At 64.4% G+C, this 24072-nt stretch carries 25 protein-coding genes, 1 tRNA gene and 1 pseudogene; 18 read left to right on the forward strand and 9 right to left on the reverse strand.

Translation table 11 applies throughout. The features are described 5' to 3' along the window. The first annotated feature begins 44 nt into the window (after positions 1 to 44). Entirely contained in the window at positions 45 to 452 is a 408-nt protein-coding gene (locus ACO05N_RS16690; RefSeq protein WP_422058110.1) for a SufE family protein, read from the forward strand. Further along, positions 449 to 1789, forward strand: coding sequence for a PepSY-associated TM helix domain-containing protein (locus tag ACO05N_RS16695; protein ID WP_422058111.1), 1341 nt, complete (start codon positions 449 to 451; stop codon positions 1787 to 1789). Before ACO05N_RS16690 ends, ACO05N_RS16695 begins: the two co-directional genes overlap by 4 nt. Positions 1790 to 1896: 107 nt before the next feature. Here ACO05N_RS16695 and ACO05N_RS16700 read toward each other — a convergent pair whose 3' ends face one another. From ACO05N_RS16700 to ACO05N_RS16720, 5 genes are all read right to left on the reverse strand, one after another. Further along, positions 1897 to 2454 (reverse strand): fasciclin domain-containing protein, encoded by a 558-nt coding sequence (locus ACO05N_RS16700; protein ID WP_422058112.1) that lies wholly within the window; start codon positions 2452 to 2454, stop codon positions 1897 to 1899. 83 nt (positions 2455 to 2537) lie between these two features. Then, positions 2538 to 3269, reverse strand: coding sequence for an anti-sigma factor (locus ACO05N_RS16705; protein WP_422058113.1), 732 nt, complete (start codon positions 3267 to 3269; stop codon positions 2538 to 2540). Then, complete coding sequence (locus ACO05N_RS16710) at positions 3262 to 3834, reverse strand: sigma-70 family RNA polymerase sigma factor (RefSeq protein ID WP_422058114.1); 573 nt, start codon at positions 3832 to 3834, stop codon at positions 3262 to 3264. Before ACO05N_RS16710 ends, ACO05N_RS16705 begins: the two co-directional genes overlap by 8 nt. A gap of 39 nt (positions 3835 to 3873) precedes the next feature. Then, positions 3874 to 4191 carry a (2Fe-2S) ferredoxin domain-containing protein gene (locus tag ACO05N_RS16715; protein ID WP_422058115.1) on the reverse strand — a complete coding sequence of 106 codons (318 nt, stop codon included), beginning with the start codon at positions 4189 to 4191 and terminating at the stop codon, positions 3874 to 3876. Further along, positions 4176 to 4712: a J domain-containing protein gene (locus ACO05N_RS16720; protein WP_422058116.1), complete on the reverse strand. Its 537-nt coding sequence runs from the start codon at positions 4710 to 4712 to the stop codon at positions 4176 to 4178. Before ACO05N_RS16720 ends, ACO05N_RS16715 begins: the two co-directional genes overlap by 16 nt. Before the next feature lie 111 nt (positions 4713 to 4823). Here ACO05N_RS16720 and ACO05N_RS16725 point away from each other — a divergent pair. The 5 genes and pseudogenes from ACO05N_RS16725 to ACO05N_RS16745 form a co-directional block, all read left to right on the forward strand. Further along, positions 4824 to 4899, forward strand: a tRNA-Glu gene (locus ACO05N_RS16725). Positions 4900 to 4983: 84 nt separating this feature from the next. Beyond that, positions 4984 to 5118 carry a DUF6538 domain-containing protein gene (locus tag ACO05N_RS16730; protein ID WP_422058117.1) on the forward strand — a complete coding sequence of 45 codons (135 nt, stop codon included), beginning with the start codon at positions 4984 to 4986 and terminating at the stop codon, positions 5116 to 5118. Between the two features lie 120 nt (positions 5119 to 5238). Then, positions 5239 to 6588: a hypothetical protein gene (locus tag ACO05N_RS16735; protein ID WP_422058118.1), complete on the forward strand. Its 1350-nt coding sequence runs from the start codon at positions 5239 to 5241 to the stop codon at positions 6586 to 6588. Further along, positions 6588 to 7235 carry a hypothetical protein gene (locus ACO05N_RS16740; RefSeq protein ID WP_422058119.1) on the forward strand — a complete coding sequence of 216 codons (648 nt, stop codon included), beginning with the start codon at positions 6588 to 6590 and terminating at the stop codon, positions 7233 to 7235. Before ACO05N_RS16735 ends, ACO05N_RS16740 begins: the two co-directional genes overlap by 1 nt. Positions 7236 to 7450: 215 nt before the next feature. Beyond that, positions 7451 to 7680, forward strand: a pseudogene (locus tag ACO05N_RS16745) (integrase core domain-containing protein); the annotation flags it as partial. Positions 7681 to 7907: 227 nt separating this feature from the next. Here ACO05N_RS16745 and ACO05N_RS16750 read toward each other — a convergent pair. Together ACO05N_RS16750 and ACO05N_RS16755 are read right to left on the reverse strand one after the other, a co-directional pair. After that, positions 7908 to 9128 (reverse strand): NAD(P)/FAD-dependent oxidoreductase, encoded by a 1221-nt coding sequence (locus ACO05N_RS16750; protein WP_422058120.1) that lies wholly within the window; start codon positions 9126 to 9128, stop codon positions 7908 to 7910. 183 nt (positions 9129 to 9311) lie between these two features. Further along, positions 9312 to 10424: an S-(hydroxymethyl)glutathione dehydrogenase/class III alcohol dehydrogenase gene (locus ACO05N_RS16755; protein ID WP_422058122.1), complete on the reverse strand. Its 1113-nt coding sequence runs from the start codon at positions 10422 to 10424 to the stop codon at positions 9312 to 9314. A gap of 91 nt (positions 10425 to 10515) precedes the next feature. Here ACO05N_RS16755 and ACO05N_RS16760 point away from each other — a divergent pair, with 91 nt between their 5' ends. From ACO05N_RS16760 to ACO05N_RS16810, 11 genes are all read left to right on the forward strand, one after another. Continuing rightward, positions 10516 to 11394 carry a LysR family transcriptional regulator gene (locus ACO05N_RS16760; protein WP_422058123.1) on the forward strand — a complete coding sequence of 293 codons (879 nt, stop codon included), beginning with the start codon at positions 10516 to 10518 and terminating at the stop codon, positions 11392 to 11394. A 137-nt stretch (positions 11395 to 11531) separates the two neighbouring features. Beyond that, positions 11532 to 13772: a TonB-dependent receptor gene (locus ACO05N_RS16765; RefSeq protein ID WP_422058124.1), complete on the forward strand. Its 2241-nt coding sequence runs from the start codon at positions 11532 to 11534 to the stop codon at positions 13770 to 13772. Positions 13773 to 13934: 162 nt separating this feature from the next. Beyond that, positions 13935 to 15275 carry an MFS transporter gene (locus ACO05N_RS16770; RefSeq protein WP_422058125.1) on the forward strand — a complete coding sequence of 447 codons (1341 nt, stop codon included), beginning with the start codon at positions 13935 to 13937 and terminating at the stop codon, positions 15273 to 15275. After that, positions 15272 to 16099, forward strand: a complete 828-nt coding sequence (locus ACO05N_RS16775) for a 3-keto-disaccharide hydrolase (RefSeq protein WP_422058126.1) — start codon at positions 15272 to 15274, stop codon at positions 16097 to 16099. Before ACO05N_RS16770 ends, ACO05N_RS16775 begins: the two co-directional genes overlap by 4 nt. A 111-nt stretch (positions 16100 to 16210) precedes the next feature. Then, positions 16211 to 17350: an alpha/beta hydrolase family protein gene (locus ACO05N_RS16780; protein ID WP_422058127.1), complete on the forward strand. Its 1140-nt coding sequence runs from the start codon at positions 16211 to 16213 to the stop codon at positions 17348 to 17350. Then, positions 17347 to 17655, forward strand: coding sequence for a hypothetical protein (locus ACO05N_RS16785; RefSeq protein WP_422058128.1), 309 nt, complete (start codon positions 17347 to 17349; stop codon positions 17653 to 17655). The genes ACO05N_RS16780 and ACO05N_RS16785 overlap by 4 nt, the downstream gene beginning before the upstream one ends. Further along, entirely contained in the window at positions 17648 to 18472 is an 825-nt protein-coding gene (locus ACO05N_RS16790; RefSeq protein WP_422058129.1) for a 2,3-dihydroxyphenylpropionate 1,2-dioxygenase, read from the forward strand. The genes ACO05N_RS16785 and ACO05N_RS16790 overlap by 8 nt, the downstream gene beginning before the upstream one ends. After that, entirely contained in the window at positions 18469 to 19245 is a 777-nt protein-coding gene (locus tag ACO05N_RS16795; protein WP_422058130.1) for an alpha/beta fold hydrolase, read from the forward strand. Before ACO05N_RS16790 ends, ACO05N_RS16795 begins: the two co-directional genes overlap by 4 nt. Continuing rightward, complete coding sequence (locus ACO05N_RS16800) at positions 19242 to 20375, forward strand: FAD-dependent oxidoreductase (protein ID WP_422058131.1); 1134 nt, start codon at positions 19242 to 19244, stop codon at positions 20373 to 20375. Before ACO05N_RS16795 ends, ACO05N_RS16800 begins: the two co-directional genes overlap by 4 nt. Then, positions 20375 to 20893, forward strand: coding sequence for a carboxymuconolactone decarboxylase family protein (locus ACO05N_RS16805; RefSeq protein ID WP_422058132.1), 519 nt, complete (start codon positions 20375 to 20377; stop codon positions 20891 to 20893). Before ACO05N_RS16800 ends, ACO05N_RS16805 begins: the two co-directional genes overlap by 1 nt. 142 nt (positions 20894 to 21035) lie before the next feature. Beyond that, entirely contained in the window at positions 21036 to 21998 is a 963-nt protein-coding gene (locus tag ACO05N_RS16810) for a helix-turn-helix domain-containing protein (RefSeq protein ID WP_422058133.1), read from the forward strand. Positions 21999 to 22036: 38 nt separating this feature from the next. On the opposite strand, the gene ACO05N_RS16815 is transcribed toward ACO05N_RS16810, so the two are convergent. Continuing rightward, positions 22037 to 23224, reverse strand: coding sequence for an acetyl-CoA C-acyltransferase (locus ACO05N_RS16815; protein ID WP_422058134.1), 1188 nt, complete (start codon positions 23222 to 23224; stop codon positions 22037 to 22039). Then, entirely contained in the window at positions 23224 to 24066 is an 843-nt protein-coding gene (locus ACO05N_RS16820; RefSeq protein ID WP_422058135.1) for an amidohydrolase family protein, read from the reverse strand. The genes ACO05N_RS16815 and ACO05N_RS16820 overlap by 1 nt, the downstream gene beginning before the upstream one ends. Positions 24067 to 24072 lie beyond the last annotated feature (6 nt).

A 24072-nucleotide genomic window follows, 5' to 3' on the forward strand; every position in this document is an offset into this window, starting at 1 on the left:
CAAGACCGGGTGACGCGGGCGCGTGGTCCCGCTAAGGGCGCGGCATGACCAGCCTGTCCGACCTGACCGACGAATATGAGTTTCTCGACGCCGACGACCGCTACCGGTTGCTGATCGACCTGGGCAAGGCGCTGGAGCCGATGCCCGATGCGCTCAAGACCGATGCGACACTGGTGCGCGGCTGTTCGGCGGCGGTGTGGGTCTATCCCACGGTGCGGGACGACGGGACGCTCCACTTTCTTGCGGACAGCAACGCCGCGATCACCAAGGGGATCATCGCGCTGGTCCTGCTGACGGTACAGGATCGCGCGCCGGGCGAGATTCTGGCGACGGATATCGAAGGTGCGCTGGCGCCGTTCGACCTGCGCAACCAGCTCAGCTCCAACCGGACTCAGGGCATCCCAAACATGATCGCACTGATCCGCGCGACGGCGGAACGCTACGCCGGATGAGCGCGGAGGGGGGCAAGCTCTACCGCGCGATCTGGCGCTGGCATTTCTATGCCGGATTGTTCGTGGTGCCGTTCATCCTGCTGCTGGCGCTGACCGGGGCAATCTATCTGTTCAAGCCGCAGCTCGATGCGTGGCAGGAGCGCGACTGGCGCAACCTGCCCGTCACCGGGGTGGTGACGCCCGACGCGCAGTTGAAGGCCGCGCTCGCCGCGGTGCCGGGTGCGAGCTTCCACAGCTATCGCCTGCCCGCAGCGGCCGGTGACGCCGCGGTCATCCATGTCGGGCTGGCCGAAGGGGGCATGCGCGACATCGCCGTGTCGCCACAGGGCGTGGTGGTCGCGGTCGACCATCCCGAGGCGCGGATCGCCGCGACCGTATCACGCATCCATGGCTCGCTGCTGCTTGGTCAATGGGGCGGGCTTCTGGTCGAGATTGCGGCGAGCTGGGCGATCCTGCTGATCCTGTCGGGCCTGTACCTGTGGTGGCCGCGTGGGCGCGGACTGGCGGGCGTGCTGTGGCCGCGGCTAGGTGCGCATGGGCGCGTCATTTGGCGCGATCTGCATGCGGTCACCGGCTTTTGGGTTTCCGGGCTGGCGCTGGTGCTGCTCGTGTCGGGCCTGCCCTGGACCGATGGCTGGGCGACCGCCTTCCGCGCGGTCCGGGCCGAGCTGGGTCTGGTGCAGGGGCCGCAGCAATGGAAGGGCGGCGTCGATCTGCATGCCGAGCATGACCATGACGCGATGCTGCGCGCGGCGGCGGGCGGCAAGCCGGTGCCGATCGGCATGACGCTGACCGACATGGTGCAGCGCGCGCAGGCAGAGGATGTCGCCGCCCCCGCGATCCTGTCCCCACCCGGCGCGCCCGCGCAGTTCGGCCCGCCCAATGGCAATGTCTGGAAGCTGACCAGCGAAACGCAAAACCGCCCGGTTGCCCGCACCGTGACCTTCGATCCGATGACCGGCGACGTGCTTGCGCGCAGCGGCTTTGCCGACAAGCACCCGATCGACCGGGTGATCGGGTATGGCATCGCATGGCATGAGGGCCAGTTGTTCGGATGGGTCAACCAGCTGGTCGGCGTGTTGACCGCGCTGGCACTGATGCTGCTGGCGGTGAGCGGTATCGTCATGTGGTGGCGGCGACGGCCCCAAGGCTCGCTTGGCGCGCCGCCGCGTCCTGCCGACGCAAAGCTGCGCGTCGTGGCGGGGATCACCCTTATCATGGCGGCGCTGCTGCCGATGCTGGCGCTGTCGCTGATCGCGGTGTTCGTCTTCGACCGGCTGATCCTGCCGCGCTTTCCGCGCGCGGCACGCTGGTTCAACCGTACCCGCCCGGCCTGAGAGACAGCGGCCGGGCGGGCGGTAGTCCCGCCGATGGTCAAAGAGGGAAATCACATCGGCGGGGTGCCGCGCGGGACCGGGTAAAAACCCGCGCGACGGGGGTGGGGTCAGGGCATCAGCACCGTGTCGACGACGTGGATCACGCCGTTCTTTTGCGCCACATCGGCGATGGTGATGTTGGACGTGCCGCCCTTGGCATCGGTGACGATCCAGCCATTGCCGCGCTTCGACAGCGTGATCTTCTCACCCTGAACCGTGGTCAGCTCGAGCTTGCCGCCATTGGCCTTCGCCTTGGCCGCGATATCGCCCGCCATCATCTTGCCGGGGACGACATGATAAGTCAGCACGGCGGTCAGCGTGCCCTTGTTCTCCGGCTTCAACAGCGTGTCGACGGTGCCGGCGGGAAGCTTAGCGAACGCGGCGTTGGTCGGCGCGAACACGGTGAACGGTCCCGGCGACTTCAGCGTGTCGACCAGGCCGGCGGCCTTCACCGCCGCGACCAGCGTGGTGTGATCCTTCGAATTGACCGCGTTATCAACGATATCCTTGGTCGGATACATGGCGGCGCCGCCGACCATCTTGTTCTGTCCGGCGACGGCGACCGAGCCGGTTGCCAGTGCAGCACCGGCCAACGCCAATGCGAAATGCGAGGTACGAAACTTCATACATCCTCCTGCTTTCGTGGCAGTGCCCGGCCGCCTCGTGACCGGGTTGCGCAGGAGATACGGACGCGGATGCGCGCCGGATGTCAGATGCCGAAAATTTTTCCTGCAGCGACGCGCGGGCCGGTCGGCGCAGGGTGCGGCGCGGTCGCGCGCGGCTCCATCGTGATCGCCAACGTGGCGCCGTCATGCATCATCGACCGATGCCCTTCGGCCACGACCAGCCGAGTATCGCCCGCCGGCCGGATGACGCCGAGCGAGCGCGGGATCCCGTCCTCGGGAATGATCCACAGCTCCGGCACGCGCGGATCCTCGCCCATATCCTGCGCAACCAGCCGCAGCTGTGCAGTCGCCGGATCGTAGCGCGCGGCGACCAGCGGCCCCTCCCCCTCGCCGCGCAGCTGCGCGACGATGGCGGGCTGCACCGCGACCTGGGTCGGCGGCAGGATGATCGACGGCTCCGGGCGCGGAATCACTAGCATGACCGCAAGCGCTGCGGCGACCGCGCCCGCTGCGGCGGTACCGAACTGCCAGAGGCGCAGCTGGCGACGCGGCACCAGATCCACCACCGGCGCGGGCGCGATGCCATCGATCGCGCGTTCGATCCGGTTCCACAGTTCTTCCGGCGGCGTCTCGTCGGGCACGTCGAGCGCCATGCCTGCCAGCCGCTCGCGCCACGCCTCGACCTCTTCGGCAAAGGCGGCGTCGGTCAGCAGGCGACGGTTGGCGGATGCCAGCGCATCGCCCTCCAGCACGCCCAGCGCCAGCTCGGCCGCAAGCAGTTCGCGCGCGTCGGGAAGGTCCATCGGGTCAACCATCGCCCAGGCACGCCTTTAACTGCAACAGGCCGCGGCGAATCCACGTCTTCATCGTGCCGAGCGGGACCCGGTCGCGTTCCGCCAGTTCGGCATAGGTCAGCCCGCCGAAAAAGGCCGCGCGGATCGCCGAGGACGCACGCGCCTCCAGCGCATCGAGACAGGCGCTCATGCGGCCCTGTTCCTGCGCCTCCTCGATGACGGCATCGGCAGAGGGACGGTCGTCGGCAATCTCCCCCGCAGCGTCGATCGGCGCAGCAGCGGCCGCCGGACGCGCGCGCAACCGGTCGATCGCGCTGTTGCGGGTGATCGCGGCAAGCCACGTGATCGGGCTGGCGCGCTCGGGGTCGAAGCGCCCCGCCCGCTGCCACACCTTCACATAGACTTCCTGCACCACGTCCTCCGCTTCCTCCCGGTTCCCGCAGATACGCAGGCAAATGCCGAAAAGCTTCGCGCTGGTCAGATTATAGACTTCTGCCAGCGCGGCACGATCGCCCCGACCGACGGAAATCAACGCATCGGCCAACTGCTTGCGCGCGAGAGTTGCGGAGGGCGAAGCGGCGGTCACGCGCGGACCGTAGCGTGCGCTGCGCGCCGTGCAAGGCGATTAGCGCGGGTCGAGACCAAGCGCGTGCGCGACTGTATCGAGATCAGCACCCGCCGGAACCAGCAGCCATTCGCGGCTGGCGGCGCCGTTCACGACGGTCACCGCGCCGCGCGGGCAAACGCCGAGGCATTTGACGTCAACGACACCCGCCGCGGCCTTCCGCCCCTTTTTCAGGTGAAGCTGCTTGCGCAGCGCCTTGCCGAGCGAAGCCTTGCCCTTGGGACCGAACCCGCCATCCAGCTTCTTGGAGCATTTTGCGCAGACCAGAACCGCGTTCGCCCAGTTCGACCGGACCCGCGTCTTCAATCCGGCCGCCATTGCCGCCGCTCATCGGCCGCGCGCAGCACTTCATAGGCCGCCTGGATCGCCTGAAAGCGCTTGGCCGCTTCGGCGTCGCCGGGGCGGATATCGGGATGGTTCGATTTGGCGAGCCGGCGCCATGCGGTGCGCACGTCCTCAAAGCTGGCGTCCGGCTCGAGTTCAAGCACGTCGAGCGCGCGCATCTCGTCGCGCGAGCGGGTGCCGTCGCCCGGACCAGCCCAGGCATTGTGCTTGCTTTCGGAATATCCGTTGGCCGTGCGCCGCTCATCGGCCTCGCGCTTGGCGGCCTCCTCGGCGGTCAATCCTTCGAAATAATTCCAGTTGCGATTATATTCGCCGGCGTGTTCTTCGCAGAAATACCAGCGTTCCGGGCTGTTGGGCGATTTGGGTGCAGGGCGGTCGCCCGGCTTGTCGCAGCCCTCCCGGTCGCACAGGCGCACTTTGACCGCCTCGCGCTCAGCGCCATAAGCTCGCCAGCGAGGGAAGCCCCAGTCCATCGATCGTGAAGAACGCGCCATGCGACGCCAGATAGGGCGCGTTCGCGGCGAACGCCACCCCGTCCGGTGTTTTCACCCACCCGGGTTGACGCCCCGCCCGCCCCCCGATAAAGGCCCCGCTTCCGCTCGCGCGGCCCCTTCGTCTAGCGGTCTAGGACGTCGCCCTCTCACGGCGAAAACACGGGTTCGAGTCCCGTAGGGGTCACCAGGCCGCCGAAAATGGCGGAAATGGCGGTTTTCCGAACTTTTGAGTCTCTGCGGGTGCACCTGATGAGTACACCGGACACGTTCGATGACGAGATTGAAGGGCCTTTGGCAGGATCCGCGCAGCGGCATCTTTTACCTTCGCCGCAAGGTGCCCGGGGCGCTGCGGCCGATGTTCAATTGCGGCGAGCTCTACAAGGTGACGCTCGGCACGTCGGATTAGCGTGAGGCCGGGAAGAAGCTGGCGATCGCCAATGGCGAGTTCGAGAAGAAGCTCGAGACCTTCCGTGAGACGCTGAAGAACCAGGGCGTTGGCGCCCCGTCGCCTGAGGAGGCTCAGGCGTTGGTCGAGCGGCACCTTACGCGACGATCGGAAAGCGGCTTCGCTTCGGGCGGGGTGGACGTCGCATTCCTGCTGCGCGAACTCGACGACGCGGTAGCGGATCTCGCGGGCGAGCGCCTGCCGACTGCCCAATCGATGCCGCCCGCAGAATGGATTGCCTATCGCAAGCGCGTCGCGGGCAGCGATACCGATGACGAACTGTCCGATGAAGCCATCGCAAGGCTGGAGGCGGAAATGGCGACTCGCCATCGCCCACCCGGCGAGCTCTGGTTCGACTATCAACGCCGGACGCCGCGCCGGCGCTGGCGGGCGTTGATGACCGAACCGGTCGCTGCGCTCAAGCGCCAGATCGGTCTGGTCGAAGGCAACATACCAGGCATCGATGAACCGTTGGCCGACGCGATCGCTGCGGCACTGGCATCGCCGCAACTGCGTGAGCAAGTGCCGCAGGTCCAGTCATCTCGCCGTCGTCCCAACGCGACCCGCGCGCGCCCGGACATGAAGCTCGGCGACCTCGCCAAGGTGTGGAAGGCGGCACGCAGGCCGGGCAAGAAGGCCGTCGCGGCAGCCGACAAGGCGGTCGAAGACTTCACCAGCTTCATCGGTGACATCGGCATTGGCGAGATCACGGCCGATGACTGTTTCGAGTTCCGCGATGCAGTAGCCAAAATGCCGGTAAGCATGGGCGAGCGCGATGAGGCAGGCCGGCTTCTCCCCGAGCAAGACGCCGGCCGCGGGGTGTTGAAGGCCGACCTGTTCCGGCCCGAGGGCGTCGCGCCCCTATTCGAAGCCGTCGAATCCGACGCGCGCTTCGTCATGATCGCTACGCCGGCCGGCGGCCTTACCAAAATCGACGAACTCAGCGAGAATCTCGGCGCGAGCCACCTTATCCAGCACATCGTCGATTGCGGGCGGCAGCCGATCGTCATGGTGCCGTTTTCGCCGGACGTCGCTTCGATCAGGGGCGTCGCCAAGGCAGTGGAACGGTTCGGCGCCAGCGCGTCGATCGTCGCGATGCGCAGCATGGTCGGCGTCAAGGAGAGCGACTACCGTCTGTGGTCCGCCGAGAACTTCCAGGACCAGTACGGACGTCAGGTCGGAGGTCGAACCCGCGCCGCCTTCGAAGCGGTCGGCGGCCGGATGATCGACATCCCGGCTCTGACTGCCGGCCCGAACGCCATGGCCGAAGCACTGAGCCTCACTTACGCTCAAGCGGCCCGCTATGCCGGTGACGGTTGGCAGACCTACGACCGTCTCAATGTCCAGCAGTGGCTGTTTGGCTGGGTGGCCGAATTGAAGAAGGTGGCCGACCTCCTTGGGTTGGAAGATGCCGACTGGAGGGCGTACTGATGAGCGCGTCCTTCTCCGACACGTCCGGTTTCGATGCTACATCGGCCCGTGCCCTGCTCGAGCGCTATTGCTATGGCCACACGCCCGACGTCGAGGCCATCCTGCGCTTTGCGCACGATCATCGCCTCACGGAAGACAACGTCGTCTTCCTCTTGGTCGCCATCCTCAAGGTTAATGAGAGAATAATCGGGAACCTGCTGACGGCGATTGCCAGTGCTGATCGTGTGATCGACAATGCCAAACACGCCGGTCAGGCGCTCCGCACCCTGTCTCAGACTGAAATCGCGCAAATCGAGGCAGCAGGCATCAGAGCCGCCGGTCACCTCAATGTTGCAGCCGATCGGCTGATGCGAACGGCAGCGAAAGCTGAGCAGCTCTGCGAACGCATCCTGGCGGCCGGCGGCGATCTCACAGCGGCGCGCGGAGCGTTCGAACACGCTGCCGAACTCAGAAGCGGCCAGCGGGCGCTCGACAGCATGATCGAGATGATCCGCAGGCAGGCTCAGGCCGACCTCAGGGGATACCATGGCGAGATCATCGAAGGGCTGCAAAGCGACATACGCCGGGAACTCCGGGGCATCCACGCTTACGGGTTGATCGGGCTCGGAGGTTGGCTCGTCAGCATCGTCGTCTGGTTGTGGGCGTAGCAGCCGTCCAAGCCCCCACGAGCCCGCGAAGCCCTCCCCGGCATTAGTCCGGCCACTCCTCGCACCGGCCCAGCCAATGCCTGGGCCGGTGCCCCTCAATTATTGGAATAATTAACATGCGTGATCCGCCCGCACGTAAGCCGATGACGGTGCGGTCATGTATGTGGACTGGCATGGACGCTTTACGCGTGACGAGGTGGATGATCTACGAGGTCAACGACATCAAACACCGCCTCAACAGGCCGAACCATCCTGGACCAACGGGCAAGTCGAGCGGATAAACCGCACCATCAAAGGGGCGACCGTCAAACGCTTCAACTACGACAGCCACAAACAGCTACGAACGCAACTCGCCGACTTCACCGCCCCCTGCAATTTCGGCCGCAGGCTCAAGATCCTCAGCGCCCTCACACCCTACGAATACATCAGCAAGATCTGGACTTAAGAGCCAGAACGATTCATCCTCAACCCGATCAACCAGATGCCGTGCCTGAACACCTAGCCTGTGTTGGCAAAAGGGATTCCCAACAGGAATGTTCTCCGGCGACCGGCCGGTTGGCAGGCCCGAAATCAATCGGCTGAACTGCGCCACAAATACTTGCTGGACGGCAACCTTGAATTCGGGCGCAAACGTCGCGACGCAACCGATCCGGGGCCTGCATGCACGTTCTCTCAGACGAGCTCTTTGAGCGGCACGCTGGCATCGGCGAGTGCCACCGGATCGGGCGACAGCCGCTCCACCACCAGCTTGCGCCCCTGAACATAATCCTTGGTCGCGTTGACGCAGTCCAGCGCGATCACGCGGCCTTCCTTCAGGTACAGGACCGAAAAGCTGCGGTTCGCCGGATCGCCGCGCAGGATCGCCTGATCATGGCCGGTCGACAGGCCGACGGTCTGGAGCTTGAGGTCGTACTGGTTCGACCAGAACCACGGCACCGCGTCATAGGCCAGTTCCTGACCCATGATCGTCTTCGCCACCAACGTCGCCTGATCATTGGCGTTCTGTACCGACTCGAGCCGGATCGGCATATCGTCGGCGAAGCGGTTGGCGTGCAGCGCGCAGTCGCCGATGGCGAAGATATCGGGCAGCGAGGTGCGGCACTGGTGATCGACCGCGACGCCATTGCCGCCCTGCGCGCCTGCCGCGATCAGCGGTTCGACGGCGGGCACGATGCCGATGCCGACGATCACCATTTGCGCCGGGATCACCGTGCCGTCCTGCATCCGCACACCGGTCACCCGGCCATCACCCTCGATACACTCGACCGCCGCCGCCAGCCGCACATCGACCCCATGCGCGCGATGCTCGGCCTCATAGAAGCGCGATAGCGGCTCGCCCGCGACGCGCGCCAGCACCCGGTCGAGCGCTTCGAGCAGCACGACCTTCTTGCCGAACTTGGCGAGCACCGCCGCCGCTTCCAGCCCGATATAGCCGCCGCCGATCACCACCGCCTGTTCGACACCGTCCAGCTCGGCCAGCATCCGATCGGCGTCTGCGCGGGTGCGCACGGTGTGGACGCCGATCAGGTCGTTGCCGGCGCACCCGATCCGGCGCGGGCTGCCCCCGGTGGCCCAGATCAGCTGGCCATAGCCGATCGTCGCGCCATCGGCTGTGGTCACGCTGTGCGCGACGGGATCGACCGAAACCACACGCCGGTTCAGCAGCATCTCGACATTGCGCTCGGCCCAGAAGGCCGCGGGGCGGATCATGATCCGTTCGAACGCCTTCTCTCCCGAAAAATACTCTTTCGAAAGCGGCGGGCGCTCGTAGGGCAGCTCGGGTTCGTCACCGATCATCGCGATCGTCCCCTCGAACTTGGCCTGGCGCAGCGCGATCGCCGCCTGTGCCCCGCCATGCCCCGCACCTACGATCACGATATCGATACCGGTCATGCGATCAGCCTTTGCGTCGAAGGGAATTCCGGACGCGGTAGTTTAACGACGAGCCCTACGGCATGGCCTTTCGTAAAGTCGGCGGGCAACTGCCCCCCACCTTCGCGTATCCCCCTACCGAAGGTCCGGTTTTCGGTCGACTTCGCCCAACCCACCCCCGATCGTCGCGACGATCACGCGCTGTCAGAACACGACGACGCTGCGGATGCTTGTCCCCGCATGCATCAGGTCGAACCCCTTGTTGATGTCGTCCAGTCCCATGACATGGGTGATCATCGGGTCGATCTCGATCTTGCCGGTCATGTACATGTCGACGATCTTGGGCACGTCGGTGCGGCCCTTTGCCCCGCCGAACGCGGTGCCGCGCCAGTTGCGGCCGGTGACCAGCTGGAACGGGCGCGTGGCGATTTCCTTGCCCGCCTCGGCCACGCCGATGATGATGCTGGTGCCCCAGCCGCGATGGCATGCCTCCAGCGCGATGCGCATGACGTCCGTGTTGCCTGTCGCGTCGAACGTATAGTCGGCGCCGCCATCGGTCATCGCAACGATCCGCGCCACCACATCCTCGCGGCTCATGCCGCGCGAATTGAGGAAGTCGGTCATGCCGAACTTGCGCCCCCATTCCTCGCGATCGGGGTTGATGTCGACGCCGATGATCTGGTTCGCCCCGGCCAGCCGCGCGCCCTGAATGACGTTGAGGCCGATGCCGCCAAGGCCGAACACCACGACATTGTCGCCGACCTGCACCTTGGCCGTGTTGATGACCGCGCCGACCCCGGTGGTGACGCCGCAGCCGATATAGCAGCTGGTCTGGAACGGCGCGTCCTCGCGAATCTTGGCGACCGCGATCTCGGGCAGCACGGTGAAGTTCGAGAAGGTCGAGCAGCCCATGTAGTGATAGATCGGCTGGCCCTTGTAGGAAAAGCGCGTGGTGCCATCCGGCATCAGCCCCTTGCCCTGGGTTGCGCGGATCGCGGTACACAAATTGGTCTTGCCGCTGAGGCACGACTTACACTGGCGACATTCCGGCGTGTAGAGCGGGATGACATGGTCGCCCGGCGTCACGCTGGTCACGCCCGCGCCGACCTCGCGGACCACCCCCGCGCCTTCATGCCCCAGCACGCTCGGGAAGATCCCCTCGCTGTCGAACCCGTCCAGCGTATAGGCGTCGGTATGGCAGATGCCGGTCGCCATGATCTCGACCAGCACTTCCCCGGCTTTCGGCCCCTCCAGATCAAGCTCGACAATCTCGAGCGGCTTCCTGGCCTCGAATGCGACAGCGGCGCGGGTCTTCATGCTGGTCTCCTGATTTGCCAACCCCTCTAAATTCATTGCGAAGCAGGGAAAATCCGTCTTTTCTGCAAAACACTATCGCTCAGGAGAAACAATGGCGGGTCCGTGGGATGGTATCGACGAGGTTGCGGCAGTTGCTGAAACGGGCAGCTTCGTCGGCGCAGCGCGACGCCTCGACGTCTCCGTATCGCACATCAGTCGCGCAGTGGCGCGATGTGAGGACAGGCTGCAGGTGCAGTTGTTCGCCCGTACGACCCGCTCGGTACGTGTCACCGACACGGGGCGGCTGTTGGTCGAGCAATTCCAGCGCCTGATCGCTGAGCGCGAGGAAGCGTTCGCGATGATCGAAGCCAATGGCGCGCCTCAGGGAGCGTTGCGCGTGACCTGCTCGATCGCCCTGGGCGAACGCTTCGTGGCGCCGGTCTTGCGATCATTCGCTCAGAAGTACCCCTCTTTGACCGTGGAGCTCGATCTATCGAATCGCGTCGTGGACTTGATCTCCGAAGGATATGACCTTGCCATTCGAACCGGTGCCCTGACCGACACGCGGCTATTGCGGCGGCAGATTTGCACCCGCCACGTGACGATATGTGCTGCGCCCGCATATCTCAGCCGCCGCGGCATCCCCGGGTCGATCGCGGACCTGGACAGGCACGACTGTCTGGTGGGTTCTACGCGAATCTGGCAATTCGCTGTCGACGGAGCGCTGCAAAGCTACCGGCCTGTTCCGCGCTGGCAATGTAACAGCGGTATGGCAATCGCCGAGGCAGCTATCGCCGGAATGGGCGTTTGCCATCTGCCGACATTCTACCTGCGCGAGGCGCTCGCGTCGGGACAGTTGGTTCAGCTCCTCCAGCTGCACCACCCGCCCGCCGAGCCGGTATGGGCGGTCTATCCGCAGCGGCGGCACCTGCTCCCGAAGGTGCGCCGGGTGGTGGACCTGTTAGCGACAAATCTGGGTGACGGCCTCTAGCGGTTCTCCCAGACCGGCCCAGTCACTGGTCGTAGCGCAGTTTGCGACAAGTACCATCGCCGTTCAATCTATGTCGCCTTCCAGATCGCATTCCTATCAAGTGGGCTGCAATAAAGAAACTATGAGGGGAGGCAGTTTTGAAACAGCTATTGATGTCATCCGTTGCAACAGCCGTATTGCTGAGCGGAGCTACCGCGCATGCCGCAGACCCGGCCCCTGCCGCGCCGCAGAGCGAAACAACCCCGGCCAAGAAGGACCCCGAAGCCGACCGAGCGGGTATCGAGGAGGTCATCGTCACGGCCCAACGCACGGAGACCAGCCTCCAGCGCACACCCGTATCGGTCCAGGCCTACACCGCAGAAGAACTGACCCGACGTGGGGTCAGCGATATCGCGTCGCTGGTTCAGAACGATAGCAGCGTCAATCTCAACCTCTCGACCGGCCAGCCGATCATTGCCGTTCGCGGTGTGTCGAGCCAGAACGCGACCGAGGTGGGCGACCCCGCCGTGTCGGTGGCCACCGACGGCATCTTTACCAATCGGCCCTACGGCATCTTCGCCAGCATATATGACGTGGCGCGCGTTGAAATCCTTCGCGGCCCCCAGGGTACGCTGTTTGGTCGCAATGCCACCGGCGGCACGATCAACGTCATCACTGCGCGCCCGACGGATGGCAACGAGGCAATGGTGACAGGCGAAGTTGGAAGCTACTCGCTCGTCGGCGCTGAAGGTTACGTTAATTTTGGCGTCGCCAAGGGCGTGAACGGCCGCATTTCGTTCAACCTGCGCAACCGCAATGGTTACCGGGATCTGACACCGAACAAGACACGCGGCGATGACGAGGATCTGAAGTCGATCCGCGCCCAGTTCGCCTTCGAATCCGGCGCATTGGAGGGGTGGATTCTCGGCCAATACAGCCAGCTTGGCGGTGGCGGAGCCGTGCGTGAGACCCTGCCCTTCATCTTCCGGAACGGCGTGAGCGGCGAGCCGGTGCACGAGCTACATCCCGACATCAGCGATGGCCGCACCTTTCCGGCGTACGTACCGTATGTTCGTGACATGCGGCACTGGGAATTGCGCGGCGGCCTGACGTACACCTTCGCAGACGACATCTCGATCAGCTATCTCGGCGGCTACGACCGGATCAATTATTTACGGCAACAGGCGATCAGCCCCTTCTTCGCCGGGTTCGGGAATGGACCGCTGCCGGTGCCGCGGGTCTATGACAGCCGCGAGAAGCCCGAGACGATCAACCAGGAAATCCGCGTTGCATCCGCGCCGAACGCGCGGTTCTCCTGGCAGGCAGGCGCCTATTACTTCCGCGAACGCAACAGCGTTTTTGTCGATATCGTGTTCAATCCGAATTCCAACGCGCGACGCCTGGGAACGCAGTTCCAGTATCCGTCGATCACCTCCACATCAAAGGCGCTGTTTGCTCAGGCCAGCTATGGCCTGACCGAGGAACTGCGACTGACCGTAGGCGGGCGCTATACGTGGGACAACAAGGAACGGGTCGGCACCTTCATCCTGCATCCCGCGCAAACTGGTGGTGCAAACATCATCCGGATTGACCAACCGGCGACCTCCAAGTCGAACAAGCCGACGTGGACGGTTGGCCTCGACTATCAGGCAACGCCCGACAACCTGCTCTATGCAAAGGTCAGCACCGGCTACAAGGTCGGAGGTTTCAACAACGCCGTCAGCGTCTATGGCCCCGAAACCGTCACATCCTACGAGATCGGCTCGAAGAACAGCTTTCTCGACCGGCACCTGCAACTGAATGTCAGCGCGTTCCGCATGGACTACTCGGACCAGCAGGTCACGCAGTTCGTCGCTGGTGTCCAGAGCTCCGGCTCGCTTACCGTGAATGCCGGCCGCTCGCGCATCTGGGGGGCAGAGCTCAACCTGATCGCGCAGGACGATGCATTCGGGCGCGTGGCAATCTCCGGCAACTTCACCGATGCAAAGTATAAAGAGTTCATCGCATCCGCGGGGTGGAACTCGTCGATCAACCTCAATCTCGCCGGCAACACACTGCCACTCGCGCCGCGCTGGTCATTCACGGGCGAATACATGCTGCCGATCGAACTCGCGAGCGGCGCAACCGTGACGCCGCGGATTTCCGGCAAATACCAGAGCGATCAATGGTTTGCTGCCACGAACTACAACTCGCAGAAGAACCCAGCTTATGGCCTCGTCGATCTGGGCCTGGACTACGAAACAAGCGACGGCAATGTGCTGGTTCAGCTGTGGGTCAAAAATCTGTTCGACAAGACCGTATTCAGCGACGCAACTGAATTCTATCTCTACAATAACTATCAGTATTCCTATCAGCCGCCACGGACTTACGGCATCCGGGCACGGGTGAAGATCCGCTAGGTTCCGGTCATCCCAAAGCGCCATCGGGGCGGGACATTTGATGTCCCGCCCTTTTTTTGGCGGGAAATCCGGCAAGTCGGAGCGCGCAAATCCGCATGTCGCTCAGGGGGCAGACGGGTATGCTCCAAACTGGATAATAGCGTTCGGGAGTGGATTTTGATCATGAGCGAGGCCGCCGTAGCGCCACACCGACACAAGCTCTCGCATCTCGAGGTCCTCAGCTATGGAGGAGGCTCAGTCGCTTCCAGCCTTTCCTGGAACATGGTCGCCGGCTTTCTGATCGTCTATTACACCGATACGATCCTTCTGCCGGTCGCTGCGGTCGGGACGCTCGTCTTTCTGACGCGCCTGATCGACGCATTGTTCGACCCAGTCGTCGGCATGCTCGTAGATCGAACACGGTCGCGGTGGGGCAAGGCGCGGCCATATCTGCTGTTCATGCCGATCCCGTTCGCGATATTGTGCGTGCTGACATTCGCCGTCCCGGACGGCACGACCAACGAGAAGCTGGTCTACGCCTATATCACCTTCGGCCTGCTGGGTCTGGTCTACTCGTTGCTCTATGTGCCCTACGGCGCGCTTCAACCGCTGCTGACCTCTGACAGACCGCAATTGCTGACCATCAGCAGCGTGCGTGCGATGGGCACGTCGGTCGCATCGATTTTCGTGTACGCGCTTGTCGTCCCGACTATCGCCTTCTTCGGCGGCGGGCGAGCCGGCTACACTTGGGCGGCGGCGGTGTTCGCACTCTGCACGACCGCACTTTATTTCGTGACCTTTGCAAATTGTCGCGAACGGACTGCCGGTGATGCCGAGTCCGATCGCTCGCCATTCAAAAAGGCGTTTCCGCGCGCGCTGCGCAATCGCGTTTGGGTCGTCGCGATGCTGTTCGAGATTCTGATCTTCATTCGTCTCGGTATCATGACCGCCGCCATGGCCTTTTATGCACGCATCGTGCTGGGTTCGGCGGCATCGATCTCGATCCTGCTCCCGACTCTCTCGGTCGGCATCCTTCTGGGTGGCTTCATCGCGGCGCCGTATCTGCGCCGCTTCGGCAAACGACGGGGGGTCAGCTGGTTTCTGCTGTTCACCATCTTCATCTTCGCGCTGGTTCCGGTGATCGGCCACACCGTGCTCGGCTTCAGCTTGATCCTGTTCTTCGGCGCAATCGGCGCTGGCGTTCAGGCAACGATGGTCTTTGCGATGGTTTCGGAATCAGTGGAGGCCCAGTTGCGGCTGTTCGGGTTTCGGGATGCGGGGCTGCTGACGTCGTTCGCAGCGTTCAACTCCAAGGTCGGCTTCGCGCTGGGAAGCGCGGGCGTTGCCTGGGCGCTGGCGCTTGCCGATTACAGCCCGAACCTGCCCGCCGCTGCGGTCGCGCCGACATTGATCTGGATCTTCTGCCTGTCCCCGATCGTGCTGTCCCTGCTCCAGCTTGTGGTGATCCGCTACTATCCGGAGGACATGGCAGCGCTTGCGGCGGACCGGGCAGCCGCGGCGTGATCGCGCGGCGCACGGTCCTCGGCGCGGGCGGCCTTGTCGTCGCCCAATCGCTGGTCGGACGGGTTCGCGCATCGGCCCCCGGGCAACTCCTGTTCGACGGGCGCAGCCTTGCCGGCTGGCGCTATCACGAAGGCGGACGCCCGCGTGAAGTACCTCGGCATATCGTGACGCGCGCGGGCGAACTGCATGTCCTCGCCGATCCGCTGCCCGACGGCGCCGAAGTGCCCTTCGGCTATCTGGCGACCGACCGCAGCTTCGCCGATTTTCACCTGCGGCTCGACTATCGCTGGGGTCCCGCGCGCTATGCACCAAGAGCGCTCGCAAAGCGCAACAGCGGCGTGATGTACCATTTGTCGCCCAGTCCCGACCCGGGCGTCGAGCACGCGATCGAGTTTCAGATCCAGGAAAGCAATGTCGGGGACATCATCGCAATCAACGCCCGCGCTCTGGAGGCACCGCAACCCGGCGGAACGCCTGCCTGGCCGGAATGGCCCAGCTGGGTCCCCCGCACCTATGCCGAGCCATCCATCGCCGGGGGCATCTCACGCCAATGGTTTCGTGGCGCCGGTGATTTCGAACTGCGGGATCGGTGGAACCGGCTCGACGTCATCGCTTATCGCGACCAGGCCGCACATCTCGTCAACGGTCGTATCGTCGCGGCGGTCTACGGGCTGCGTGCAACAAGCGCGACCGGCATGGCCACAGCCGATCCGCTGATGTCCGGGCGGATCGCCCTGCAGATCGAAGCCGCGCAGATCGCATTCCGCAATATCCGCATCCGCCCGATCAGTCACCCGATGGACCTGAGTTCGGCCCGCGACTGACGTCGGTTTGCCCAGGGTCGCGCCCGCACTTTGCCCGCTGCGCAGTCCCGACCGAGGCCGATTGACGATATTTGGACGTTCGTACAGCACCTGAGTTCAATGGAGGGCAAGGTGGCAGATACGCACGCGGGCGGGCGCCCACGGACACTGGACGAGGCAAAGGAGTGGATGCGCCAAAAGGCGGTCGCTCGCCAGCATCCGATGAACAACCTGAGTGTAGAGGACACCGAAAGCGTCCTCGCAACGCTTCCCGGACTCGACGGCGCATCCTGGGCGCCGGCTTGGACGACGGCGGGCGAAGCTGCGTTCGAACAGGCCATGCAATCGCAGCGGGAGGGGGACCGGACCACGGCACGGGAACACTTCCTGCGCGCTCATGGCTTCTTCTTCATGGGGCGTTTCCCATGCCCCAACCACCCGTTCAAGCTCGAATCCGCCCAGCGCGAACGCGATGCCTATCTCGCCGCAGGGGCGCTGTTCGATCGTCCCGTGGAGCGCGTCACCGTGCCCTTCCAAGGACGCGAGGGCGAGGGCGATGCGGTGGTCTTCCTGTTCCGCCGCCCTGCCACGACCGGACCTGTCCCAGTGGTGGTGATGTGGGGCGGCGTCGACGCCTGGAAGGAACAGATGACCGCCGCGAGCGACCTGTTGCTCGCCCGCGGCGTGGCCACGATCGCCATGGACGGACCCGGGACTGGCGAGTCACCGGTCAAGGGTGTCCCGGATGCCGACCGCCAGTTCCTGCCGGTGTTCGACTGGGTCGAGCGCCGGGATGATCTGATCGGTCGTCCGGCATGTCTGGGGCGCTCGTTCGGCGGCTATTGGGCAACGCGCCTCGCCCACGTCCATGCCAGCCGCATCAGTGCAGCAGTCAACTGGGGTGGCGGCGCCCATTACATGTTTCAGGCCGACTGGATCGCGGCATCCCGCTATCCCGACAGCTATCTCATGGAACTGGTAGAGACGCGGATGCGAATGCTCGGCGCCAGTACCGATGCCGAGTATCTCGGCTTCTTCGAACGCCTGTCGCTACTCGATCAAGGTCTGCTCGACCAGCCTTGCGCACCGATGCTGCTGGTCAACGGGCGGGAGGACAAGCAATGCCCGGTCGCGGACATCGACCTGCTCGTTTCGCACGGATCGCCCAAATCAGTGCGCATGTTCCCGGGCGGCCATATGGGCATTACCCCTGAGACGCTGCCGCTGATCGTCGAATGGCTCGCCGCGCGCGCGCATGAGGGTGCACGGTGACCGCGTCGAACTGGGTCGGGACGCTGCCTTCCCAAGAGGCCTATGCGATCAACCGCATCCTGTACGATGTGCAACACGATCGCGCCGAGGAGGCACGCTACTTCGCCGATCCAAAGGCCTATCTGGCGGACCTGCCCGGGCTTTCGGATCGCGCGGTTGCGGCGTTGAGCACGACCGATGTGGGGCAGCTCTATCTGCTCGGCGCCAACCCCTATCTGCTGCGTGCCTATTGCCTGCAACTTCGCATGCCCGATCCCGAATATCTCGCCGCGCTGCGCGCCGTGGGAGGAACGAACCATGGCTGATATCGTCGGCATCTTCGCGGTCAGCCACACCCCGGTAATGACCAATCTGCCCGACGCGCCGGCGCCAGCCGAGCGCGACGAGATCTTTGCCCATTTCCGCCAGATCGGCCGGACCATCGCCGACCAGCGACCCGATGCGATCATCGTGATCTCCGACGATCACCTGCACAATTTCTTCCTCGATAACATGCCGGCCTTCTGCATCGGCGCGGGGGAGAGCCACGACAGCCCTATGGAGGCATGGCTGAGGGTCGAGCGTCGCCAATTGCGCGGCCACCGCGACCTTGCCGCGCATCTCATCGATCGCAGCTTCGCGAGCGGGTTCGACCCGTCCTTCTCACTCTCGCTGACACTCGATCATGGCATGATCACACCGCTCGAGCTTGCCGGTATCGCCACGCTCGCCCCGATTGTTCCGGTCATCGTCAATACGGTGCAACCGCCGATGCCGCGCATGCCGCGCTGCATCGCGTTCGGCCGGGCGCTCGGCGCGGCTCTTCGCGACTATCAGGAGTGCCAGCGGATCGTCGTGCTGGCGACGGGCGGGCTCAGCCACGATGTCGGCACGCCGCGCATGGGCATGGTGAACGAGGCGTTCGACCGTGGCTTCCTCGATCGCCTCGAAGCCGGCGACGAGTCCGCGCTCGTCGCGTTTGCGGAAGCGGAAGTCGGGCGGGCCGGAAACGGCGCGGAGGAAGTGCGGAACTGGCTTGTCGCCCACGGCATCGCCGACGGCGCGCGCTTCCAGCCAATTCACTATCGCGCCGTGCCGAGCTGGTACACCGGGATCGCCCTTGGCCGCTGGGTGCAGGCGTGACGGCGCTGAACCATCGCACCTGGGGCAACGACGCCGCGCCCCCGGTGGTCCTACTGCACGCGATCGGGACTTCGGGCGCGATGTGGACCCCGCAGCTGCTCAGCTGGGGCAGTCGCTTTCGGATCGTTGCGCTGGATCTGCCCGGCCATGGCAGCAGCCCCCCGATCCCGGACGGTGCCACGTTCGGCGACTATGCGGCATTGGTCGCCGCCACACTGGAACAGCTTGGAATTCGATCAGCGGCGGTCGTCGGCCTGTCGTTCGGGTCAATGATTGCGATGCGCCTCGCTCATGATCGCCCGGATCTGGTTTCGAGCCTGGTGCTGGCGAACGGCGTCGCGATCGCGCCATCGCCAGTACGGCGCGCATGGGCTGAGCGCATCGCCGCCGTCCAGACCGGCGGCATATCGGCCATTGTCGCGGGCACGCTCGATCGGTGGTTCACGCCAGCCTTTGCCGCCGTCGCACCGATGACGATTGAGGCGGTCGGCAACCTTGTGCGCGCGACCCGGCCGGACGGCTTCTGCGCCGCCGCGCAGGCGATCGCCACCCTCGATCAAACGGCGTTGCTCGGAGCAATCGCCTGCCCAACGCTTGTCGTCGCGGGCAGCAAGGATGCGGCCGCGCCGCCCGAACAGGTCGCGGACATCGCCCGGGCCATCCCGGGCGCCCGACTGATCGAACTGGATGCGCCGCATATGTCCAATATCGAATGCGCAGATGCGTTCAGCGAAGGGGTTGGCGCATTCCTGAGCGAGGTGACGGGACAATGAGCGTCACCGACTTGCGGATCCTGATCGTGGGCGGTGGCATCGCCGGGATGAGCAGCGCCATTCGCCTGCGCGCAATCGGTGCTTCCGTCGATCTGATCGACCTTGACCCGCTCTGGCGCGTTTACGGCGCAGGTATCACGGTCACGAGTCCGACGTTGCGCGCGTTCGACCAGTTGGGGATTTTGCGCGATTTTCTGGAGGTGGGCTATGCTGGCGACGGCATCCGCATCTGCGCGCCCGACGGCAGCTGGGTCGAGGATCTGACCGACCCGTTCGATTCGCGGACCGGCATTCCCGGCAGTGGCGGGATCATGCGGCCCGAATTGCACCGCATTCTTTCGGAACGGGTGCGGGCCAGCGGTACAACCATACGACTAGGGCTGACGGTCGAACATCTTGATCAGACCGCGGGCGACGGCGTCACCGTCCGCTTCAGCGATGGATCCACGAGCTGGTATGACCTCGTTATCGGCGCTGATGGCCTGTATTCAACGGTGCGCAAGCTGACGTTCACGCATGCGCCAAGCCCCGCCTATACCGGTCAGATGGTCTGGAGACTCTTTGCTCCGCGACCAGCCGGGGTCGACCGCCGTCATTATTATCTTGGCGGGCCCATGAAGGTGGGCGTCTGTCCCGTGTCCGACACGCACCTCTATCTGTTCCTGCTCGAAAAGACCCCGCAGCATCCGATCATACCCGAAGAGGAATTGCAGGGCAGGCTGGCCGCGCTGATGGCGGGCTATGGCGGGGTGATCGGCGACCTGCGCGATGGATTGAACCGCGACTCGCAGATCGTCGTGCGACCGCTAGAAGCATTCGAAATGCCGCCGCCCTGGCATTCCGGCCGCGTCGTGATTATCGGTGACGCAGTGCATCCGACGACCCCGCAACTCGCCTCGGGCGCGGGCATGGCGGTGGAGGATGCGCTGGTACTGTCGGAGGAGCTTGTAAACGCGAATGGCGACATCGACGCGATGCTGCCGCGCTTCGTCGCGCGACGGTGGGCGCGGTGCCGCATAGTCGTTGCCAATTCGCTCGAGATCGGACGACGGGAACAGGCAGGGCGCCCCCCATCCGAACAAACCGACCTGGTGACCCAGTCGCTCGAGAAGCTGGCAGAACCGATCTGATGCTGCACCCCCTTCCCGACTCTGAGTGGCCCGCAGAAATTGCCGACATGCGTGAGGGCTTTGCCGGGAAGCTGAACGTCTATCGCGTGATGGCGCACCATCCGGCGCTGCTGCGGGCCTGGAGCGATTTCCGCAATCATGTCGTGACGCAGTCAGCACTGACGCCGATCCAGTCGGAACTCGTCATCCTCCGCACAGGCTATCGCCATCGTTCCCGTTACGAATGGGCGCATCACGTGGCACGCGGGTTGGCAGTCGGACTGTCAGACCAGCGGATCAACGCCACCGCGCGCGGTGCGGAAGGGAACGAGGACGGCCTACTCATCGCCGCAGTCGATGCGTTGCTCGATCACGGAAAGCTTTCACCGGCCCTGCTTGACCGGATCACCCGTAAACTCGGTACGCCGGCTGTGCTGGATATTATTTCCACCGTCGGCATGTACACGACTCTCGCCTTCCTGATCGAGACGTTTCAGGTGCCGATCGATCGCGGCATCGATCCCGTTCCGCTGCCCTAAAGCTGGCTTTTCCCGCAGCGCGCCAGCAGTTGCCGGATTGCGCATCCCACACCGGGAGGTTGATCGAATCTCTCTAGCCGCAACCGTTGCACTGACGTAAGTTTGGACGATCGTGCAAAAATGGCACGGCTGGAGAGGTTTCATGATCGAGCAAGCGGTCCCGGATACCGGCATCACCGAGCCGGCAGCATTTACGCAGAAATTGTCGAGCCTGTTTCATGTCGGCTTCATCGTCGAGCCGACCGGTCCGGACGCATTTCAGGCCGTGATCAAGCCGGTCGAAATTGGCCGGCTGAACATCGCACAATTGAGCTTCTCTCCGCACAAGACGCGCCGATCGATCACCCCTGTGGCGCACGCGCGCGAGTATTTCCTGCTCAACCACCTGATTGAAGGAAGCGCCTGGATTAGCCAGGACGGGCGCGAGGCAGAGGTCGCGGCGGGGGATCTCTACCTCATCAACACGATGCGGGACTTCAACATTGAAACCGGGTCGATGCGCGCGAATTCCGTTTACATCGACGCTGCCTATTTCCGCTCCGTCTATCCCGAGATCGACTGCTGTCTGGGTGTTCGCCTGGACGGCAATAGCAGCACGACGCGAATCGTAGTGGATCTGCTGAGCCGCCTGTTCGACATGGCCCTGACGCTGACACCTGACGTTGCCGATCGATTCGCCGACGCAATCCCGCATCTGCTGGCGATCGCGCTGTCCGCGCGCGAGGGGAGCGGCGATATCTGCCCATCCAGCATCAGCCTGTTCCACAAAGAGCGGGTAAAGTCGTTCGTGCGCAAGCACCTCGCCAATCCGGACCTGAGCTGCAAGCTCGTCTCCGACGAGCTCAGGCTTTCGCAACGCTACATCTATGACATCTTCGCCGACGAACCGATGACGCTGATGCGCTGGGTTCGTGTCGAGCGCCTGGCGCGATGCCACCGTGAATTGTCGACCCCCGCGCTCGCCCGAAAATCGGTGAGCGAGATCGCGTTTTCCTGGGGCTTCATCGATCTGGCCCATTTCAGCCGGTCGTTCAGCAGCACCTACGGCGTCTCGCCGCGCGCCTTTCGTCAGCGAATCCTGGGCGAACTCGCCGCCGCCGGTTAGCGTCGGCGAGGCATTGGGCGAGGTCGATCGACGCGAATTTAGACGAATTCGAACAGCGCCGCCGCGCCCATGCCACCGCCGACGCACATTGTGACGACGCCATACCGTGCCCCCCTGCGCCGCGCCTCGATCGCAATATGGCCGGTCATCCGCGCGCCGGACATGCCATAGGGGTGCCCGATCGAAATGGCTCCGCCATTGACGTTGAATCGTGCTGGATCGATGCCCAGCCGGTCGCGACAATAGACGGTCTGGACCGCGAACGCTTCGTTGAGTTCCCAGAGGTCGATATCGTCCACGGACAGCCCATGTCTCGCGAGCAGCTTGGGTACGGCGAACACGGGCCCGATGCCCATCTCGTCAGGCTCGCAGCCGGAGATGGCGAAGCCTCGGAAGCGCGCAAGGGGCGTCAATCCACGGCGTATCGCCAGAGCTTCCTCCATCAGCACGCAGGCACTCGCGCCGTCCGACAACTGGCTTGCGTTGCCCGCAGTCACCGTCCCTTCCGGTTGCAGCACGGGCTTTAAGGACGAAAGTGCATCCAACGTTGTGCCCGGCCGGTTACCCTCGTCGCGATCCAGTCGCGCGGGGACAAATTCCCCCGCCGGATCGTCCGTGGCGGGCACCTCCCGCAGAACCTCGATCGGCACGATCTCTGCATCGAAGCGTCCGGCCGCCTGCGCTGCGGCGGTGCGCAGCTGACTTTGCAGTGCATAGGCGTCCTGCGCCTCGCGGCTGATCCCGTACCGCTCGGCGACGATCTCGGCGGTTTCGAGCATCGGCATGTAGATCGCAGGCGCCAGTGTCTCCAAGGAAGCACTCTTGCGCCGGAATTCATTGGTGTGACGATTCTGGACGAGTGAGATTGCTTCCACCCCGCCGGCGACGAGGATGTCGGCCTCACCGCACAGGATGCGTTGCGCAGCAATCGCAATCGCCTGCAGCCCGGACGCGCACATCCGGCTGACGGTCATACCAGGCACATCGACCGGCAGGCCCGCCGCGAGGCTCGCCTGTCGCGCAACATTTCCCCCGGTGGCGCCCTCGGGACGGCCGCAGCCCAGAACGACGTCTTCGATCATCCGGGCCGCGACTCCGGCGCGCGCGACGGCGTGCCGGATAGCGTGCCCCGCCAAGTCCGCACCATGCGTGGTGTTCAGCGTCCCGCGATAGGCGCGCCCGATCGGGGTGCGCGCGGTCGATACGATGACGGCCGCGCGCGCCATTACAGGCCCAGCACGCGTTCGGCCGTACCGTGGAAGAAGTTCTCCAGGAACGCGTCGTTGAAGCCCAGCTCGTTCCATTCCTTGAACAGGCGCGGATATGGGATGCTGGGATAATCGGATCCGAACATCATCTTGTCGCGCAGACGCCCGCGCATGTCCCGGATGATACTGTCGGGCAGATATTTGGGCCCCCAGCCCGACATCTCCCAATAGACATTCGCCTTGTGCAGTGCGACGACCGTCGTTTCATCGATCCAGGGATAGCCCGGGTGAGCCATGATGATCGTCAGGTCAGGAAAGTCGGCGGCGAGGGCATCGACCGCCGAGGGATGGGCATGCCGCGTCTTTGCCCCCATCCCCCCCGGCATCCCCGCGCCCATGCCAGTCATGCCGACGTCGATCATGACTGCGGCCTTGAGCGCCGATAACTCCTCGAACAGCGGGTAGTAGCGAACGTCATCGACGCTGAAATGCTGCATGATCGGATGAAAATGGAATCCGATCATTCCGAGATCGCGCATCGCGTGGCGCGCCTCCTTGATCGCAAGTTCGCCCATCGACGGCTCCAGCGCGCCCCAGGCCGCGATCATGCAGTCGCGGTTGCGATCGCGCATGCCCGCGACATAGTCGTTGGAACATGGCGGAGTGGCGATGGTGGTCGACAGGTCCAGCGCGACCAGGCACGCCTCGACCCCGTTTTCGCGGAACTCAGCCGCGACTTCGGCTTCTTCCTTCCACGTCCAGTCCCGCTTCCAGTATTTGGCCAGCGCATCGACATATGGACCCTGGCAATCGATCCAGGTCTTGGTGTTGGGATAACAGTGCAAATCGATGATGCGCATGGAAAG

This window comes from Sphingomonas sp., assembly GCF_965227385.1.
Lineage (GTDB): Bacteria > Pseudomonadota > Alphaproteobacteria > Sphingomonadales > Sphingomonadaceae > Sphingomonas.

Excerpts from the sequence above, each read along its gene's own strand:
- ACO05N_RS16690 (WP_422058110.1), top strand. The coding sequence starts at position 45 with ATGACCAGCCTGTCCGACCTGACCGACGAATATGAGTTTCTCGACGCC.
- ACO05N_RS16695 (WP_422058111.1), top strand. The coding sequence starts at position 449 with ATGAGCGCGGAGGGGGGCAAGCTCTACCGCGCGATCTGGCGCTGGCAT.
- ACO05N_RS16700 (WP_422058112.1), bottom strand. The coding sequence starts at position 2,454 with ATGAAGTTTCGTACCTCGCATTTCGCATTGGCGTTGGCCGGTGCTGCA.
- ACO05N_RS16705 (WP_422058113.1), bottom strand. The coding sequence starts at position 3,269 with ATGGTTGACCCGATGGACCTTCCCGACGCGCGCGAACTGCTTGCGGCC.
- ACO05N_RS16715 (WP_422058115.1), bottom strand. The coding sequence starts at position 4,191 with ATGGCGGCCGGATTGAAGACGCGGGTCCGGTCGAACTGGGCGAACGCG.
- ACO05N_RS16720 (WP_422058116.1), bottom strand. The coding sequence starts at position 4,712 with ATGGCGCGTTCTTCACGATCGATGGACTGGGGCTTCCCTCGCTGGCGA.
- ACO05N_RS16730 (WP_422058117.1), top strand. The coding sequence starts at position 4,984 with ATGACGAGATTGAAGGGCCTTTGGCAGGATCCGCGCAGCGGCATCTTT.
- ACO05N_RS16740 (WP_422058119.1), top strand. The coding sequence starts at position 6,588 with ATGAGCGCGTCCTTCTCCGACACGTCCGGTTTCGATGCTACATCGGCC.
- ACO05N_RS16750 (WP_422058120.1), bottom strand. The coding sequence starts at position 9,128 with ATGACCGGTATCGATATCGTGATCGTAGGTGCGGGGCATGGCGGGGCA.
- ACO05N_RS16755 (WP_422058122.1), bottom strand. The coding sequence starts at position 10,424 with ATGAAGACCCGCGCCGCTGTCGCATTCGAGGCCAGGAAGCCGCTCGAG.
- ACO05N_RS16760 (WP_422058123.1), top strand. The coding sequence starts at position 10,516 with ATGGCGGGTCCGTGGGATGGTATCGACGAGGTTGCGGCAGTTGCTGAA.
- ACO05N_RS16770 (WP_422058125.1), top strand. The coding sequence starts at position 13,935 with ATGAGCGAGGCCGCCGTAGCGCCACACCGACACAAGCTCTCGCATCTC.
- ACO05N_RS16790 (WP_422058129.1), top strand. The coding sequence starts at position 17,648 with ATGGCTGATATCGTCGGCATCTTCGCGGTCAGCCACACCCCGGTAATG.
- ACO05N_RS16800 (WP_422058131.1), top strand. The coding sequence starts at position 19,242 with ATGAGCGTCACCGACTTGCGGATCCTGATCGTGGGCGGTGGCATCGCC.
- ACO05N_RS16805 (WP_422058132.1), top strand. The coding sequence starts at position 20,375 with ATGCTGCACCCCCTTCCCGACTCTGAGTGGCCCGCAGAAATTGCCGAC.
- ACO05N_RS16810 (WP_422058133.1), top strand. The coding sequence starts at position 21,036 with ATGATCGAGCAAGCGGTCCCGGATACCGGCATCACCGAGCCGGCAGCA.
- ACO05N_RS16815 (WP_422058134.1), bottom strand. The coding sequence starts at position 23,224 with ATGGCGCGCGCGGCCGTCATCGTATCGACCGCGCGCACCCCGATCGGG.
- ACO05N_RS16820 (WP_422058135.1), bottom strand. The coding sequence starts at position 24,066 with ATGCGCATCATCGATTTGCACTGTTATCCCAACACCAAGACCTGGATC.